At 59.1% G+C, this 17,034-nt stretch carries 19 protein-coding genes; 18 read left to right on the top strand and 1 reads right to left on the bottom strand.

What is annotated here, in order from left to right:
* Window positions 1-3: 3 nt before the first annotated feature.
* Window positions 4-735, bottom strand: a complete 732-nt coding sequence (locus AC2FD8_RS11175; protein ID WP_496856114.1) for a FadR/GntR family transcriptional regulator — start codon at window positions 733-735, stop codon at window positions 4-6.
* An 84-nt stretch (window positions 736-819) separates the two neighbouring features.
* Between AC2FD8_RS11175 and AC2FD8_RS11170 the strand changes: the two genes are divergently transcribed.
* The 18 genes from AC2FD8_RS11170 to AC2FD8_RS11085 all read left to right on the top strand — a co-directional run bounded on the left by AC2FD8_RS11170 (window position 820) and on the right by AC2FD8_RS11085 (window position 16,983).
* Window positions 820-1,611 (top strand): DUF2182 domain-containing protein, encoded by a 792-nt coding sequence (locus AC2FD8_RS11170; protein ID WP_496856112.1) that lies wholly within the window; start codon window positions 820-822, stop codon window positions 1,609-1,611.
* A gap of 4 nt (window positions 1,612-1,615) precedes the next feature.
* The gene (locus AC2FD8_RS11165) at window positions 1,616-2,320 is read left to right on the top strand and encodes a DUF1326 domain-containing protein (protein WP_496856110.1); all 705 of its coding nucleotides are present in this window, start codon (window positions 1,616-1,618) and stop codon (window positions 2,318-2,320) included.
* Window positions 2,320-2,847: a DinB family protein gene (locus tag AC2FD8_RS11160; protein WP_496856108.1), complete on the top strand. Its 528-nt coding sequence runs from the start codon at window positions 2,320-2,322 to the stop codon at window positions 2,845-2,847. Before AC2FD8_RS11165 ends, AC2FD8_RS11160 begins: the two co-directional genes overlap by 1 nt.
* A complete protein-coding gene (locus AC2FD8_RS11155) occupies window positions 2,848-3,951 on the top strand; it encodes a dimethylsulfoniopropionate demethylase (RefSeq protein WP_496856106.1) in 1,104 nt (367 codons plus the stop codon).
* 101 nt (window positions 3,952-4,052) lie between these two features.
* Complete coding sequence (acuI, locus tag AC2FD8_RS11150; RefSeq protein WP_496856104.1) at window positions 4,053-5,048, top strand: acryloyl-CoA reductase; 996 nt, start codon at window positions 4,053-4,055, stop codon at window positions 5,046-5,048.
* 168 nt (window positions 5,049-5,216) lie between these two features.
* Window positions 5,217-5,780 carry a ribosome recycling factor gene (gene frr / locus AC2FD8_RS11145; RefSeq protein ID WP_170373774.1) on the top strand — a complete coding sequence of 188 codons (564 nt, stop codon included), beginning with the start codon at window positions 5,217-5,219 and terminating at the stop codon, window positions 5,778-5,780.
* 10 nt (window positions 5,781-5,790) lie between these two features.
* Window positions 5,791-6,522: an undecaprenyl pyrophosphate synthase gene (gene uppS, locus AC2FD8_RS11140; RefSeq protein ID WP_496856102.1), complete on the top strand. Its 732-nt coding sequence runs from the start codon at window positions 5,791-5,793 to the stop codon at window positions 6,520-6,522.
* Window positions 6,519-7,301 (top strand): phosphatidate cytidylyltransferase, encoded by a 783-nt coding sequence (locus AC2FD8_RS11135; RefSeq protein ID WP_496856100.1) that lies wholly within the window; start codon window positions 6,519-6,521, stop codon window positions 7,299-7,301. Before uppS ends, AC2FD8_RS11135 begins: the two co-directional genes overlap by 4 nt.
* Window positions 7,301-8,473: a 1-deoxy-D-xylulose-5-phosphate reductoisomerase gene (gene dxr, locus AC2FD8_RS11130; RefSeq protein ID WP_496856098.1), complete on the top strand. Its 1,173-nt coding sequence runs from the start codon at window positions 7,301-7,303 to the stop codon at window positions 8,471-8,473. The genes AC2FD8_RS11135 and dxr overlap by 1 nt, the downstream gene beginning before the upstream one ends.
* A 4-nt stretch (window positions 8,474-8,477) precedes the next feature.
* Window positions 8,478-9,830: an RIP metalloprotease RseP gene (gene rseP / locus AC2FD8_RS11125; protein ID WP_496856096.1), complete on the top strand. Its 1,353-nt coding sequence runs from the start codon at window positions 8,478-8,480 to the stop codon at window positions 9,828-9,830.
* Between the two features lie 80 nt (window positions 9,831-9,910).
* Window positions 9,911-10,039, top strand: coding sequence for a hypothetical protein (locus AC2FD8_RS11120; RefSeq protein WP_496856095.1), 129 nt, complete (start codon window positions 9,911-9,913; stop codon window positions 10,037-10,039).
* 170 nt (window positions 10,040-10,209) lie between these two features.
* Window positions 10,210-12,528: an outer membrane protein assembly factor BamA gene (gene bamA / locus AC2FD8_RS11115; protein WP_496856093.1), complete on the top strand. Its 2,319-nt coding sequence runs from the start codon at window positions 10,210-10,212 to the stop codon at window positions 12,526-12,528.
* A gap of 6 nt (window positions 12,529-12,534) precedes the next feature.
* Window positions 12,535-13,119 carry an OmpH/Skp family outer membrane protein gene (locus AC2FD8_RS11110; RefSeq protein ID WP_496856091.1) on the top strand — a complete coding sequence of 195 codons (585 nt, stop codon included), beginning with the start codon at window positions 12,535-12,537 and terminating at the stop codon, window positions 13,117-13,119.
* A 75-nt stretch (window positions 13,120-13,194) separates the two neighbouring features.
* Window positions 13,195-13,668, top strand: a complete 474-nt coding sequence (gene fabZ / locus AC2FD8_RS11105) for a 3-hydroxyacyl-ACP dehydratase FabZ (protein ID WP_496856089.1) — start codon at window positions 13,195-13,197, stop codon at window positions 13,666-13,668.
* Window positions 13,665-14,450, top strand: coding sequence for an acyl-ACP--UDP-N-acetylglucosamine O-acyltransferase (lpxA, locus tag AC2FD8_RS11100; protein ID WP_496856087.1), 786 nt, complete (start codon window positions 13,665-13,667; stop codon window positions 14,448-14,450). The genes fabZ and lpxA overlap by 4 nt, the downstream gene beginning before the upstream one ends.
* Window positions 14,451-14,454: 4 nt before the next feature.
* Window positions 14,455-15,249, top strand: a complete 795-nt coding sequence (locus AC2FD8_RS11095) for an LpxI family protein (protein ID WP_496856086.1) — start codon at window positions 14,455-14,457, stop codon at window positions 15,247-15,249.
* On the top strand, window positions 15,249-16,415 hold the full coding sequence (lpxB, locus tag AC2FD8_RS11090) for a lipid-A-disaccharide synthase (protein WP_496856084.1): 1,167 nt from the start codon (window positions 15,249-15,251) through the stop codon (window positions 16,413-16,415). The genes AC2FD8_RS11095 and lpxB overlap by 1 nt, the downstream gene beginning before the upstream one ends.
* Window positions 16,408-16,983 (top strand): hypothetical protein, encoded by a 576-nt coding sequence (locus tag AC2FD8_RS11085; RefSeq protein ID WP_496856083.1) that lies wholly within the window; start codon window positions 16,408-16,410, stop codon window positions 16,981-16,983. The genes lpxB and AC2FD8_RS11085 overlap by 8 nt, the downstream gene beginning before the upstream one ends.
* The last annotated feature ends 51 nt before the right edge of the window (window positions 16,984-17,034 follow it).

Raw genomic sequence — 17,034 nt, 5'->3', positions numbered from 1 at the left:
GTGTCAGGCGGTTTTACGTTTGCGCTCGGCCACGTCTAGGGCCAGTTGGCGTGTATAGGTTTCAAGTTCGATCAGCGTCGCGTCCACCGATGGGGCATCACGCGCCTCAAGTGCATCTGCGATCTTGGTGTGCAGTGCGATGATCTCCTCGCGAGAGCGCGCGGTGAAGGTGATCATGTTCATCAGCGGCTGCATGGCCTCGACCGCACCCGCCAGTTGATAGGACAGCACCGGATTGTCTGCGCCATCGACCAGCGCACGGTGAAAGGCGACGTCCGAGGCGCAGAAGGCCTCATCTGTCAGACCCGGCTGGGCCTGACGGAAGATCTCGGCCCGCATCGTTGCCAGTTGATCCGCGGTGCGACGTTGGGCCGACAAGGCTGCGCAGGCGCGTTCCAGGGCGTATCGCGCTTCGCAGGCCGTGTCGAAACTGACGGCGTTCATCGACAGCAGCAGGGTCGAGGTGGTGATTTGCTGCGAATAGGCGTCCTCAAAGCTGATCCGGTTCACAAAGGCCCCACCGGTTGCACCGCGCTGGGTGCGGATCAGGGATTGCGCAGCCAAACGCTTTAGCGCCTCGCGCACGGTGGGCCGCGACACCTGAAATTGATCGGCAAGTTCCGCCTCAGAGGGCAAGCGCTCATCCACGATCAATTCGCCCGACACAATCGCGCTCCGAATGGCCTGTGCGATCTGGGCAGAAAGGTCTGCAGGATTGGCTGGGTCTATCTTCATTTTGGGGCCGGTCTGAAAATTTTATTTGTCTGACATTTAAAAGTCTGACATTTGAAAAGCAAGAGAGTTGAGTCGGAGGATCACATGAGTCGCGCATTATTCCGCAGCGGAATGTGGCTGGCGTTCTATGCTGTGATCCTGTGGGCGTGGTGGGTCATGTTCTCGATGAGCCGCGACATGGACCTCGACTTCATTGGTCGGCCGGGGCCGATGGGACAGGCTATGGCAGCGATGGACCCGCGCATGGATATGTATATGCCCATGGCAGAGTTCGGACCTTTGTTCTGGATGTGGGCGATCATGATGGCGGCGATGATGCTGCCGACACTGGTGCCAACCCTGCGCAGCTATGACGACCTGATCCGCAGCGCCAATGGCACGCGGGCTGGATGGCTGGGCGTTCTGGCCGGGTATTTCATCGTCTGGGTCGGGTTTGCGGCGCTGATCGCGGGTGTACAGCTAGCCCTGCTGTTCGGTGGGTTTGTCGACATGCTGGGCATCGCCAAGTCCCATTGGGTGGCCGGAGGGCTGCTGATCGTGGTCGGCGCTTTCCAGTTCACCCGCGCGAAAGAGGTCTGCCACGGTGTCTGTCACGCTCCAATGACGTATTTCCTGAGCCATTGGAAAACCGGTTTCGCTGGCGGTGTGAGAATGGGGCTGGGGCTCGGCGCGTTCTGCGTCGGTTGCTGCTGGGGCTTCATGGCGCTCGGCTTTGTTGGTGGCGTCATGAGCCTTTTGTGGATGGGGCTGGCGACCTTGTTCATGGTTTTGGAAAAACTCCCCCAGATCGGGCATGCTGTGACCCGACCCATGGGGTTCATACTGATCGCAGGCGGTGTTGTGCTGCTGATCTATCCCTTTGCTTACGGAGGATAAGCTGATGGCGAAAAACAGAAAACCCGAGGCCGACCGGCTACCGATAAGTCAGCGGATCGACAGCCGTATGCCCAACCCCAAACGGCGCGAGATGAGCCCGACGGATTGGTCCATCAAGGGCGAGCTGATCCTGAACTGCTCATGCGATGTGTTCTGTCCCTGCGTGGTCTCATTGGGCGCGCACCCTCCGACCGAGGGGCATTGCCACGCGTGGATGGGTGTGATCATCGACGAAGGGCATTACGAGGGCGAGGATCTGTCGGGCCTGAATGTTGGTCTTCTGGTCGATATTCCGGGCCGCATGGGCGAGGGGCAGTGGAAAGTCGCTGCCTATGTCGATGAACGCGCCAGCGGCAAGGCCTATAACGGGCTGCTTCAGATTTTCAGTGGTCAGGCCGGCGGCACCACTGGCCTGTTCACCATGCTGGTGAGTGAGATCATCGGGGCCGAACGTGCTCCGGTCCAGATCGAACGGGACGGCAACAAGCGCAGAATCGCGATTGGTCGCAAGATCCAAGGCGAGATCGAGATGCTGGGCGGTAAAGACCCTGAGCATCCGGTGGTGGTGTCGAACTCCAAATACTGGATGGGGCCGGACATCATCGTGGCGCGCGGAAACAAATCGAAAGTGCGCGACTATGGCCGCGTATGGGACTTCGGCGGTAAATCGGCCGAGATCTGCCCGATTGACTGGCACGGGCCCAAGTGATGATCACCGGAGCCTTTGCCCGACAAATGGCGCGCTATAACGACTGGCAAAACAGCCAGTTGTCTGAGTTTCTTCAAGCGCTATCGTCCGAGGAGTTGATGCAGGAACGCGGCGCGTTTTTCGGCTCGATCATGGGCACGGCAAACCACTTGCTGTGGGGCGACTGGATCTGGATGTCGCGTTTTGACAAAGGGCCGGGACCAGAGAGCAATATCCACCGACCCGGAGGCGGCATCCACGAAAGCGTGCATCTCTGCCCTGACCTTGATAGCTGGCTGGCTCTGCGCGTGACGATGGATGACCGGATCTCGGATTGGGCGGATACGCTGGGTGATGAGGTTCTGTCAGGTCCTTTCACTTGGTACTCAGCCGCAAAAGAGGCTGATGTTACTTTGCCTTACGCACAATGCGTGATGCATTTCTTCAACCATCAAACCCATCATCGTGGACAACTCCACAAAATGCTGACCGAAGCCGGATCCGAGGCTCCGGTCAGCGATCTTTGCTTCATGCCAAAGGAGGGCTGAATGCCGCAAATATCCCTGTCTCGTCGCCTGCGTCGTACGCCGTTTTCCGAAGGCGTCGAAGCCGCTGGTGTCAAAGGCTATACGGTCTATAACCGCATGCTGTTGCCGACGGTTTTTGAAAGTGTCGAGGCCGACTACCATCACCTGAAAAAGAATGTGCAGGTCTGGGACGTCTCCTGTGAACGTCAGGTTGAGCTGCGCGGGCCGGATGCTGCGCGCTTGATGCAGATGCTGACGCCGCGCGACCTGCGCGGCATGCTGCCCGGGCAGTGTTTCTATGTGCCGATTGTGGACGAAACCGGCGGGATGCTGAACGATCCCGTGGCCGTTAAGCTGTCGGAGGACCGCTGGTGGATCTCTATCGCCGACAGCGATTTGTTGCTTTGGGTCAAAGGGTTGGCCAACGGATATCGTCTTGATGTGCTAGTTGATGAACCGGACGTGTCGCCCTTGGCTGTTCAGGGGCCAAAGGCAAATGAGCTGATGGCGCGCGTATTCGGGGACCGTGTGCGCGATATTCGTTTCTTCAAGTTCGACATGTTCGAATTCGAAGGGCGCGATCTGGCTGTTGCGCGCTCGGGCTACTCGAAACAGGGCGGGTTCGAGATTTACGTTGAGGGCCGCGACATCGGTATGCCGCTGTGGAATGCTTTGTTCGCAGCGGGTGAAGACCTGAACGTGCGGGCCGGGTGCCCCAACCTGATCGAGCGGATTGAGGGCGGATTGTTATCCTATGGCAATGATATGACCGACGACAACACGCCACATGAATGTGGACTGGGCAAGTTCTGCAATACGCATACCGCCATTGGCTGTGTGGGCCGGGATGCGTTGTTGCGTGTGGCCAAGGAAGGCCCTGTGCAGCAGATACGTCCGATCGCGATTGACGGTGATGCTGTGCCGCCTTGTGTTCAGCCTTGGCCTATCTTTGCAGACGGAAAGCAGGTGGGTCAGGTGACGTCTTCGGCGTGGTCTCCGGATTTCGCGACCAATGTGTCGATAGGTATGGTCAAGTTGAGCCATTGGGACGCCGGAACCAGGGTCGAGGTTGAAACGCCTGATGGAATGCGGGGCGCGACGGTGCAGGGGCAGTTTTGGATCTAGCGGAGGCTGGGGGCTCTGCCCCCGTCGCTGCGCGACTCCCCCGAGGTATTTTGGGCCAGGTGAAGGATTGGGCTGGCCGCCAAAAATGAAAGGATAGCAATATGTTCAATGCTTTGGTTATGGAAAAGGATGAAGAAAGCGGTCTGGCAAGCCCCTCGGTCAAGCAGCTCTCGCTGGAGGATCTGCCGGACGGAGAGGTGACGGTTGCTGTTGAGTATTCGACGGTGAACTACAAGGATGGTCTGTGCTTGTCGGCCAAGGGCGGTGGCCTGGTTCGGAACTATCCGCACATTCCCGGTATCGACTATGCCGGAACCGTCGAGGCGTCGTCGGACGATCGTTACAAGCCCGGTGACAAGGTGGTTCTGACTGGCTGGCGCGTGGGTGAGGCCCATTGGGGTGGCTACACGCAGAAAGCCAACGCGCGGGCCGATTGGTTGGTGCCTTTGCCGGATGGGTTGGACGCTCGGCAGGCAATGGCTGTTGGAACAGCCGGGTTCACGGCCATGTTGGCAGTGATGGCGCTGGAGGATCACGGGTTGACGCCGGATCGCGGGCCCGTTCTGGTAACCGGTGCTGCAGGTGGCGTGGGATCGGTGGCAACGGCCATTTTGGGAAATCTGGGCTATGAGGTCGCGGCTGTGACCGGTCGTCCCGAGACCGGCGATTACCTGAAATCGCTAGGTGCCACGACCATCGTGCCGCGTGAAGAGCTGAACGAGACCACGAAGCGCCCGCTGGAAAGCGAAACCTGGGCGGGCTGTGTTGACGCCGTTGGCGGAGACATGCTGGCACGTGTTCTGGGGCAGATGAAGTACGGATGCTCGGTCGCTGCGGTTGGTCTAGCTGGGGGCGCAGGGCTGCCTGCAACAGTGATTCCCTTCCTGCTGCGCGGGGTGAACCTTCTGGGGATCGACAGTGTGATGCAGCCTTATGACAACCGTCTGCGGGCTTGGCAGCGCATCGCGACCGACCTGCCAATGGACAAGCTGGAGGCCATGGTGCATCCGGCGGCTCTGTCCGATTTGCCACAACTGGGCGCGGATATTTTGAAAGGTCAGGTCAAAGGGCGCGTTGTCGTCGACGTAAACGCCTGATTCAAGAAAATAGCCGGGGCAGAACTGCCCTGGCTTAACCTGCTGGGCGGCAAAAGGACCGAAACAGTTCTGGTCATTGCCACAATTCATGCTCATGATTGCTATACATCCCAAATGCGATGGCTTAAGACCCATCCAAACAGCACTTGAAGACGGGGAGTGAGCAGCATGTCTGACGACTTCGAACTGGACACCGACGATCTGAAACGCCGCATGGACGGCGCAATGTCCAATCTCAAAACTGAATTTGCCTCTCTGCGCACCGGGCGGGCCTCGGCCTCGATGCTGGAGCCGGTGATGGTGGATGCCTATGGCTCGATGACACCGATCAACCAGGTTGGCACGGTCAACGTGCCTGAACCTCGGATGGTGACGGTGAATGTCTGGGACAAGGGCCTTGTGGGCAAGGTTGAAAAGGCGATCCGTGAAAGCGGCCTGGGCATCAACCCCCAGCTGAACGGCACCATTATCATGCTGCCGATCCCCGAGTTGAACGAAGAACGCCGCCGCGAGCTGGGCAAAGTTGCCGGGCAATATGCTGAAAGCGCGCGGGTTTCGATCCGCAACGTGCGCCGGGACGGTATGGATCAGATCAAGAAAGCGAAATCGGACGGAATGTCCGAAGATGACCAGAAGTTCTGGGAGAGCGAAGTTCAGGATCTGACCGACACGATGATCAAAGCTGTTGATGCCGCGCTTGAGACCAAGCAGTCGGAAATCATGCAGGTCTGAGCCGGTACTGATGCCCAAGGATCCCCATACGGACGTGCAGGCTGGCCCAAAGCATGTCGCGATTATCATGGATGGCAATGGTCGGTGGGCGCAGGCGCGTGGCCGCCCTCGGCTTTTTGGTCACCACGCAGGTGCGCGGCGCGTACGTGAGGTGGTCGAGGCCTGTCCGGGGTTGGGCATCAAATACCTAACCGTTTTTGCGTTTTCGACGGAAAACTGGAAGCGGACTCAGGTCGAAGTCGCTGGCCTCATGAGCCTGTTTCGGCGCTATATCATCAAGGAAACCCGCACCCTGGCCGAGAACGGCATTCGTGTGCGCTTTATCGGCGATCGGCTGAGGCTGGATGCCAAGCTGATCGATTTGATGGATTCGCTGGAAGAAGAGACGCAGGGCAACGATTTGGTCCACCTAACCGTCGCGTTGAACTATGGCGGCCGGGATGAGGTGGCGCGGGCTACGAAACGTCTGGCACGGGATGTGGCCGAAGGACGGCTGAAGCCTGAAAATGTGGATGAAGAAACCCTGCCCAAGTATCTGGATACACGTGTTCTTCCCGATCCCGATCTGGTAATCCGTACCAGCGGAGAGGCACGGATTTCGAACTTTCTCCTCTGGCAGTCGGCCTATTCCGAGTACGAGTTCATCGACACCCTGTGGCCGGATTTCACCGCTGTGGAATTGGAACGTCTGTGCCGTAGCTATGGCTCGCGCGAGCGGCGTTTCGGAGCGGTTCTGGCATGAGCGAAGGCCGATGGTCTGATCTGACCGCACGGATTCTGTCGGCGATCGTTTTGGTCGCAATCGGCGCGGTTGAGGTCTGGCTGGGCGGGATGTGGTTCGAAAGTTTCATCGCGGTTGCCTGCGGTCTAATGACCTGGGAACTGGTGCGCATGATCGAACCACGGCGCGTGGGTATGGCTGTGCAGCTTGGTTTTCTGACCGGGGTTGCGGTGATCCTCAGCTTTCATGTGCCGCCGCTCTACAAGCTGCCATTCCTGGTAGCTCCGGCGCTGGTTGGGGCAGGGCAGATCACCCGTTCGCGCGGGTTGTACTTTCTGTTCGCCTTGTGGATCGCGGGCGCTGGTCTGGGGTTCATCTCCATTCGAGAAAACATGGGCTTCGGCTGGATGATCTGGCTGATCGCCGTCGTCGTGGCCACGGATGTTGCCGGGTATTTCGTGGGAAAGGCCATTGGTGGCCCGAAATTCTGGCCCAAGGTCAGCCCCAAGAAGACATGGTCGGGTACGGCTGGTGGCTGGGTCGCTGCGGGCCTTGTTGGCGCGGGATTCGCAATGCACGGCGGGTTCGGAGTTCCGTTCGTTCTGGTTTCGGTTCTGGCGTCGATGGCCAGTCAGGCAGGTGATATCGTTGAGAGTGCGGTCAAACGGAAATTCAGCGTCAAGGACAGCTCGAACCTCATACCGGGGCATGGCGGTTTTCTCGACCGGTTTGATGGCATGATGGGTGCGGCGGTGTTTGTGCTGATCGCAGGGCTGGTTTACGCACCCGGAGAGATGTGATGCGCAAAGTCTCGATCCTAGGGGCGACGGGATCAATTGGCCAGAATGCTGTTGATCTCATTGCGCGAGATATAGAATTCTATGATGTGGTCGCCCTGACAGGTGGCGCGAATATCGGTCAATTGGCCGAGGATGCCCGGCGGCTTGGTGCGCAATTCGCCGTCACCGCGTATGAGGACCGCTTGCAGGACCTGCGCGAAGCATTGCGCGGCAGCGGGATCGAGGTTGCGGCAGGCCAGAGCGCGATCGCCGAAGCCGCGGCGCGCCCCGCGGACTGGGTGTTGTCCGCCATCGTTGGCGCCGCTGGTCTGGCCCCCGGAATTGAGGCGTTGAAGCAGGGTGCAACGCTGGCGCTGGCCAATAAGGAAACCCTGGTCTGTGCAGGCACCCTGGTGTTGCAGACGGCCCGTGAACACAATGCGCGCGTGCTGCCCGTCGACAGTGAGCACTCGGCGGTGTTTCAGGCTCTGGTTGGTGAGGATATGGACGCGGTTGAGCGTGTAATCATCACCGCAAGTGGCGGAGCGTTCCGGGATTGGCCGTTGGAAAATCTGGCATCTGCGACCGTCGTGCAAGCTTCAAGCCATCCGAACTGGAACATGGGGCAGCGGATCACGATTGATAGCGCATCGATGTTCAACAAAGCACTCGAAGTTATTGAAACCCGAGAGTTCTTTGGGGTCGACCCTGACCAGATCGAGGTTCTGGTGCATCCCGAATCCATTGTACACGCGATGGTCGGGTTCAGAGACGGCGCGCTGATGGCGCATCTGGGCCCGCCGGATATGCGGCATGCGATCGGCTATGCTCTGCACTGGCCCGAACGGCGCAACCTGCCGGTTGATCGGGTGGACTTGGCTCAGCTCAGCCAGTTGCGCTTTTCCCATCCCGACCTGAACCGCTATCCCGCGCTGCAGTTGGCGCGCGATGTGATGGCGCGCGGTGGCCTTTCGGGGGCCGTTTTCAACGCCGCAAAAGAGCGCGCGCTGGATCACTTCATCGCGGGCCAGATCGGGTTCACGAATATGGCGGATGTCGTTTCGCGTGTTCTGGACCGTTTTGACGCCGAGGATGGCCTTATTAACGCCCCTTTGACCCTTGATAACGTACAGCAAACGGACCATCTCGCACGGCAGTGGGCGGATGAAGCCGTGATCAAACGAGCAGGATAGAATTTTGGACGTACTTTCGCTGATCCCTCAGTTCGGAAATTTGCTCTGGACGATTGTGGCCTTTGTAATTGCCCTGTCCGTGATCGTCGCGGTTCACGAATACGGGCACTACATCGTCGGCCGCTGGTCCGGCATTCATGCCGAGGTGTTCTCGATTGGGTTCGGCCCTGTCCTATGGAGCCGCGTGGACAAGCGCGGCACGCGGTGGCAGATCGCCTTGTTGCCCTTTGGTGGCTATGTGAAGTTCCTTGGCGATGCCAATGCGGCCTCGGGCAAGGATGAAGATGCGATGGATGACATCGCGCAGCAGCAGCCGGAATATCTGCGCCATACTATGCACGGCGCACCCCTGTGGGCGCGAACCGCCACTGTGGCGGCGGGGCCGGTGTTCAACTTCGTCATGTCCATTCTGGTCTTTGGCCTGATCTTCTGGTCTCAGGGCGTCACGCGTGAGCCACTGACGGTTGGCGAACTGAAGCCGCTGCCAGGAACTGAGCAGGGGCTGCGCGAAGGTGATGAAATACTGGCAATTGCCGGGATTGAAGTCCCTGACTTCGATGAAGAAGGCGCGTGGAGCGATTTCACCGATGCGCTGCCCGTCGAACAAGTGTTGGACTATACGGTCCTGCGCGACGGCGAAACGCTGGATGTTTCGGCCCCATGGTTGTTCCCGCCGTTGATTCAGCAGGTTACGCCGCGCAGCGCAGCGTTCGATATCCAGTTGGAAAGTGGCGACGTCATCACCTCGGTCGATGGAGATCCGATCTTCGCTTTCGAGCAGCTGAAAGAACATGTCGAAGGTTCGGATGGTCGGGTGTTGCTGCTGAATGTCTGGCGCGATGGCGCCGATCTTGAATTCGCGCTCGCCCCGCGTCGCACTGACGAGCCGCAGCCAGATGGAGGTTTCGTCACCCATTGGCGGATCGGGATTGTCGGCGGCATGATGCTGCAACCCGCGACCGAGCCTGCGGGTCTTTGGGATTCGCTGGTTGGCGGTGTGGGGCAGACCGGGCGCATCATCGAAGGCTCTCTGTCCGGGATGTGGCATATGGTTACCGGCGCGATCAGCACCTGCAATATCTCGGGGCCCATCGGAATCGCCGAGACCTCGGGCGCCATGGCCAGTCAGGGTGCGCAGAACTTCATCTTTTTCATTGCGGTCCTTTCAACCGCTGTGGGTCTGCTGAACCTGTTCCCGATCCCGGCCTTGGACGGAGGGCATCTGGTGTTTTACGCCTATGAGGCCGTTTCGGGCAAACCGCCCAGCGACAAGGCCCTGCGGATTTTGATGACCCTCGGGATTACGGTTGTTCTCAGCCTCATGGTTTTCTCGGTCAGTAACGATCTGTTCTGCTGATTGTGGCGCAAGGGGCGCATTCGCGCCGCATTGATGCCGCATTTCGGGCGTAGAAAATGGCCGCTGAAAATGAGGCGGCCATGACCAAAGCTATTCAAAAATCCTATCAGAGTGTCAGCGTTCTGTTTGTTCTGAACTGGGACCTTCTTTTGGGCTTTGGCCTGACGGCGCTGGCGCTAGCTGGCGGCGCTTATCTCGCCGGTCTCTGATTCCCCGAAAACTCTTCAAGAATGCGTGTCAGGTGACCTATCGTCGCTCTGATGGTTTTGGAGTTTTGACAAGCGCATTCAATCCCGTTACTCAGCATTAAAGTCCTAAATTTTTGGGTTGAGAAAAAATGGCTGACGGGCGAGGCGCGGGTACATCCTGCGGAGGGCAGATGACAACAAACAAGATTTTGTGGCGCACACGATCATTTCTTTTTCTTTCTGCGGCAATAGGTTTGCTGGCCTTGCCGCAGTCTGCGCAGGCGCAAAATTTCACCATCAACTCGTTCGAGGTTGAGGGGAACCGGCGCATCGAAACGGGCACAATCATCCAGCGGACGGGAATCGAACCGGGGCAGACGGTCTCGGCCGGTCAGTTGAATGACGCGTATCAGCGCGTGCTTGACAGTGGTGTTTTTGAAACAGTCGAATTGACACCTCGGGGCTCGACTCTGGTGATCGAGGTGCAGGAATATCCGACAATCAACCAGATCAGCATCGAAGGGAATCGTCGCGTCAAAGATGACCTTCTGCTGGATGTGATCTCGTCCGAGCCGCGCCGTGTCTACACACCACAGGCGGCCGAGGCCGACGCTGATCTGATTGCCGAAGTGTACTCTGCCCAAGGTCGGGTGTCGGCAACCGTGATCCCGCGCATCATCCGCCGGAACGACAACCGCGTCGATCTTGTGTTCGAGATTGCAGAAGGTACCACGATCGAGGTCGAGCGTGTCAGTTTCGTCGGCAACCGGGCCTATTCCGACCGCCGTCTGCGTCGTGTACTTGAAACCAAACAGGCGACTTTTCTGCGGACGTTCTTCCGCAACGATACGTTCATCGGGGACCGGATCGAATTCGACAAGCAGGTCATCCGGGATTTCTACCTGTCGCGCGGATATGTTGATTTCCGCATAAACAGTTCAAACGTTGAATTTACCCGCGAACGGGATGCCTTTTTCCTGGTTATGAATATCACCGAAGGGCAGAAATTCTCGTTCGGGAAAATCACTACCGTCAGCGAGATCCCGGGTGTGGATGCGTCGATCTATCAAGATGCCTTGAAAATCAAACCGGGCGTGACCTATTCGCCGACCCTGATCGAGAACTCGATTGCGCGTCAGGAAAGGTTGGGCTTGAAGCAGGGCGTGGACTTCCTGCGGGTCGAGCCGCGTGTAACACGCAACCCGCGTGATCTGACGCTGGATGTAGAATTCGTCCTCAGCCGTGGACCGCGGATTTTCGTGGAACGCATTGATATCGAGGGCAATACAACCACGCTGGATCGGGTGATCCGTCGTCAGTTTGACACAGTCGAAGGCGACCCGTTCAACCCGCGTGAAATCCGTCAGGCAGCCGAGCGGATCGACGCGTTGGGCTTCTTTGCCAATGCCGAGGTTGAGCCGCGTGAAGGTTCCTCGCCCAGTCAGGTAATTCTGGATGTGGATGTCGAGGAACAGCCGACCGGCTCTCTCAGTCTTGGGGGTAGCTACTCGGTCTCGGATGGTTTCGGTGTTGCCATCGGCTTGAATGAATCGAACTTTCTGGGACGGGGTCAGAACCTTGGTCTGACCATCTCGACCGCGCAAGATTCTGAGCAATACTCGCTGAGTTTTACCGAGCCGTATCTATTGGGCCGTAAGCTGCGCTTTGACCTGGGGCTTGGGGTTGCCACCACGAACTCCAGCTTTGCCAGCTACGATACAGACCGCGTGTTCTTTAACCCACAGTTGACCTATTCGATTGGTGAGCTTTCGGCCCTGCGCGTTCGCTATGGCTGGGAACGCTCGGAAATGACCCAGCAGGACAACGAAGTGAACGGCGCGGTCATCACATCAGAGATCGCACAGGGTGAGAGGGTCACCAGCTCTTTTGGTCTGACCTATGTCTATGACAGCCGTATCGGTGGCCTGAACCCCAATGCCGGTGTTCTGTTCGAACTCGGATTTGATGCAGCGGGCTTGGGTGGCGACAACAAATACTTCAAGACCACGGCACGCAGTATTGCGCAAACTCGAGTGTGGAATGAAGAGGTCGTTCTGCGTGCAACCCTTGAAGCCGGTGCGCTGCACTGGTCGGGGAATGACTTCAGCCGCACCATCGACCGTTTCGTACTGGGGCCGAACACGTTCCGAGGGTTTGAACCGGCCGGTCTTGGCCCGCGTGATCTGTCCAACGGACAGGACGACGCGATCGGCGGCAACTATTACTGGGTGGCGCGGTTCGAAAGCGACTTCCCATTGGGACTGCCGGAAGAACTGGGCCTGCGGGGCGGTCTGTTCTATGACGTCGGCAACCTTTACAACGTCAATGACGTAAATACCGCGGGTGCCAATATCGTGGGGGCGGGTGGCTCTATTCGTCACGTCATCGGTGTGTCGGTTCTGTGGGAAACACCGTTCGGCCCGCTGCGCTTCAACTTCTCGAAAGCTTTGAAAAAAGAAGAGTTCGACAAGGAGCAGAATTTTGACCTCACCGTTCAGGCACGGTTCTGATCCGGTATGCGGTTGCGAATAACCAGACGAGCATGGGGCCCGGTTCGGGCCCTTTGCCTTTTGCTGGGTCTTGCGCTTGCGTCCCAAGCAGCCGCGCAACAATTGGGCGTACGTGATCCGCTGGTTCTGACGATCTCAAGTGACCGGTTGTTCGCGGATTCGGCCTTCGGCCAGCGCGTCCTGCGCGAGATCGAGGCGGAGGGCACGCAGCTCGCGGAAGAAAACGAGCGGATCGTCGCGGAACTCAGCAGTGAAGAAAAAGACCTGACGCAGAAACGCGCCGAGCTGACCCCGGAGGATTTCCGCCCTCTGGCACAGGCCTTCGACGAAAAGGTGCAATCGCATCGTGAAGGTCAGCGCGCCAAACTGGACGCTCTGGCCCGGCGCAGCGAAGAAAGCCGCCAGACGTTTTATGCCTTGGCGCAGCCTGTTCTGATCGAACTGATGCGCGAGACGGGCGCCGCCGTGGTTCTGGAACGCGCGAATGTATTCCTCAGCGCCGACACGTCCGACATCACCGACGATGCGATTGCCCGCATCAATGTCGCAATCGGCGATGGAACCGGCCTGACGGACGGCACAGGCGAATAGGTTTGCTTGCCCTCGGGGGCCGGTATTGCTAACCACGCGGAAACTGACACATCCAAACAACGGGACGAGTGAACGATGACGACGGAAACCAAAAGCGCCGACATTCAGCTGATTCAGCGGATATTGCCGCATCGCTATCCGTTTTTGCTGGTCGACAAGGTGGTGGATATCGACGGCTATCATTCAGCCCGAGGCATCAAGAATGTCACCATGAACGAGCCTCATTTCCAGGGCCATTTCCCCGGTACGCCGATCATGCCCGGTGTGACCATTGTCGAGGCGATGGCACAGACTTCGGGCGTGATGCTGGGCGTCGGCATGGATGTCATTGATACCGAACTGCTGATCTATTTCATGAGCATCGACAAATGCAAATTCCGCCGCAAAGTGGTGCCGGGTGACGTGCTGGAAATGCATGTCGAAACCCTGCGCGGCAAGAAGGGCGGCAAGCTGTTCAAGTTCCACGGACGTGCAACCGTAAATGGCGAGGTTGCAGCCGAGGCCGAATTCTCGGCCTATGTCGATTGGGACATGGAAAAAACGACATGAGCGGAATTCACCCAAGCGCAATCATCGAAGAGGGTGCACAGATCGGTCAGGACTGTGTGATTGGTCCGTTCTGCTACGTGGGTCCTCAGGTCAAACTGGGCGATCGGGTCGAGCTGAAGACGCATGTGGTCGTCACAGGTGATACTACGGTTGGCGACGATACTGTGATCTTCAATTTCTCGGTGATCGGTGAGATTCCGCAGGACTTGAAGTTCGGGGGTGAAAATACGCGGCTTGAGATCGGCCAGCGCAACCGCATCCGCGAGCATGTGACGATCAACACCGGCACCGAAGGCGGTGGTGGTGTGACCCGGATCGGTGACGATTGCCTGTTCATGGCGGGTGTTCACGTGGCCCATGACGTACAAATTGGCAACCGCGTGATCATGGTGAACCATGCGGGCGCGGCGGGGCATTGCATCGTCGAAGACGACGTGATCGTCGGCGGCATCTCGGGGTTGCACCAGTGGGTACGTGTCGGTCGTGGCGCCATTATCGGCGCGCTGACCATGGTGCCCAATGACGTCATTCCTTACGGTCTGGTGCAAGCGCCACGCGGCGAGTTGGACGGGCTGAACCTTGTTGGCCTGAAACGTCGCGGTGTATCGCGTGAGGATATCTCGGCCTTGCGGGCGGCGTTCAAGGAACTGTCCGGCGGCGAGGGGACCTTTCAGGAACGCGCTCATCGCGCGGGCGAGGGTACCGACAGCGAATATGTTCAGCGCATTGTCGAGTTCGTCACAGGTCAGTCAGATCGCTCGTTCCTGACGCCGAGGAAGTAAACAAATGCTGGCTTTGATCGCAGGAACAGGTGTTCTGCCAGAGGCTGTCGTGGACGCTCTGCCGGAGCGCCCCTTGGTCTGCGCAATGGAGGGGTTCGAGCCTGAGAACCTGACGGCGGACATCGTTTTCCCTCTGGAACAGCTCGGCAGCTTTCTTGCGGATCTCAAGGCGCGTGGCGTGACGCAGATCTGCATGGCGGGTGCGGTGCAGCGGCCCAAGGTCGATCCGGCGCGGATCGATGCCGCTACGATGCCTCTGGTGCCGATCATTCAAAAGGCGATGATGTCGGGCGATGATGGCGCATTGCGCGCTGTGATTGGTATCTTTGAAGATGCGGGCCTGACCGTCAAAGCCGCGCATGAGATCGCACCGGATCTGCTGCCTCCGCTGGGATGCCTGACCGTGGCGCATCCGTCCGAGGCCGACCTGAGCGATGCCGACCGCGCTGCAGGTATTCTGCGCGCAATGGGCAGCGCGGATATCGGTCAGGCTTGTGCCGTCTCGAAAGGGCAGGCTCTGGCGGTTGAGAGCATTTTTGGCACCGCCTGGATGTTGCAATCGTTGACCCAGCGCCCGGATGCGGGCGGTGGGGTTCTGTTCAAAGGCCCGAAACCCGATCAGGATCGCCGCGTTGATCTGCCTGCCATTGGCCCGGAAACCGTCACCGATGCGGTGGCCGCCGGTCTGACGGGTATTGTGATCGAAAAAGGCGGTGTGATGGTGCTGCGGCGGGATCATGTCGTCGCCGAGTGCAACCGCCTTGGCCTGTTCCTCTATGTGCGCGAGCGGGCCGTCTGATGCGCGTTTTTCTGGTCGCCGGGGAACCTTCGGGCGACCGGCTGGGCGGCGCGTTGATGGAGGGGCTAAAGGCGTTGATCCCTGATGTCACGTTTGACGGGGTTGGCGGGCCTCTGATGCAGGCGCAGGGCCTGAACAGCCGCTTTCCCATGTCCGAACTCAGCGTCATGGGGCTGGTTGAGGTTCTGCCCAAGTTCTTCCACCTCAAGCGCCGAATTGCCGAGACGGCGCAGGCCGTGCTTGAGACACAGCCCGATGTGCTGATCACCATCGACAGCCCCGATTTCTCGTTGCGAGTGGCCAAACTGGTCAAGGCGAGCAGCGACATTCGCACTGTTCACTATGTGGCCCCCAGCGTCTGGGCCTGGCGTCCGGGTCGTGCCGACAAGATGGCCAAGGTGATCGACCACGTGCTGGCTCTGCTTCCTTTCGAGCCATCCTACATGGAGCGCGCGGGGATGGAGTGCGATTTTGTCGGCCACCCGGTAGCAAGCGAACCGCAGGCGACGGAACAGGATATCAAGGCCTTCCGCGACGCCTATGATCTTGGGGATGCGCCGCTGTTGTTGGCCTTGCCGGGGTCGCGCCGGGGCGAGGTTGATCGGCTCGCGCCGGTATTTGGCGAGGCGCTCTCGCTCTACCTGAAAACCCGCCCCGAAACGCGGGTTGTGGTACCGGCGGTGGCCCATATGGTCGACACGGTGGCCGAGCATCTGCGCGCGTGGCCCGGATCGCCCGTGGTGGTTGATCCGCGTGAATTGCCGTCGGATCAGGCGGTGGCGCAAAAGCGGGCGGCCTTTGCCGCGGCGGATCTGGCCTTGGCCGCGTCAGGGACTGTGTCACTGGAACTGGCCGCGCAGGCCACGCCGATGGTGATTGCCTATAACCTCAACTGGCTGACAACCCGGATCGCCAAGCGGATGGTGCATCTGGACACGGTGACTCTGGTCAATCTGGTCTCGGACACGCGGACAGTGCCCGAGTGTCTGCTGGACGATTGCCAGTCCGACCAGATCGCCGAAGCCCTGGCCCACGTCGCCGCATACCCAGAGGCACAGCATGAGGCCATGGCTGTCACGATGGACCGTCTGGGACGAGGAGGAGAGGCACCGGGCCTGCGCGCGGCCAAGGCCGTATTGGCCCGGATGACCAAGGCTGATGCTTGAGTATCTGCTCTTTTCGATTTCGGCCGGGGTTGTGATGGTGTCGACCAATCTCGACAATCTGGCCGTGTTGTTGGGGCTGATGCTGGTGATGGATCATCGCCGCTCGGTGATGGGGTTTGCCGTCGCGCATGGGATTGTCCTGTGCCTGTCCCTGGCCATCGCCACAGGCCTGAGCCAGAGCGGCCTGCCAGAGTGGATCGGGTATCTTGGGATCATTCCGTTGGCACTTGGCCTGCGCGGTATCTGGCACCAGATTTCAGGCGTTGAGCAAACAGTCGACGCGCCAAAGGGCGCTGTGACCTCGGTTGTGACGCTGTTCCTCAGCCTGTCTGTCGATACATTCGCCGTGATGACACCCTTGCTGGCAGATTCCAGTCCCGCGTTCCGGTTGGCGGCCCTGATCGGTGCGGGTTGTGCCTCGGCAAGTTTGGCAGCCATCGCCGCATGGGGGGCACCGCGTGCGCAGAAACTAGGCCCACGCGTCACTCGGTTAGAAAGGATCGCGCCCTATATCATGGTCTGCGTCGGGCTCTACATTCTTCTGAACTCGCCGACCGATATACTCTGATCGCTGCCGGTGTTGTGAATAAGGCGGCGTTGCGGATGGCCCCGCAGCTTG

Source organism: Ruegeria sp. YTSC192, assembly GCF_059609705.1.
Note: the sequence above shows the minus strand (reverse complement) of the source record. Positions and strands in the feature narration are given on the sequence as shown.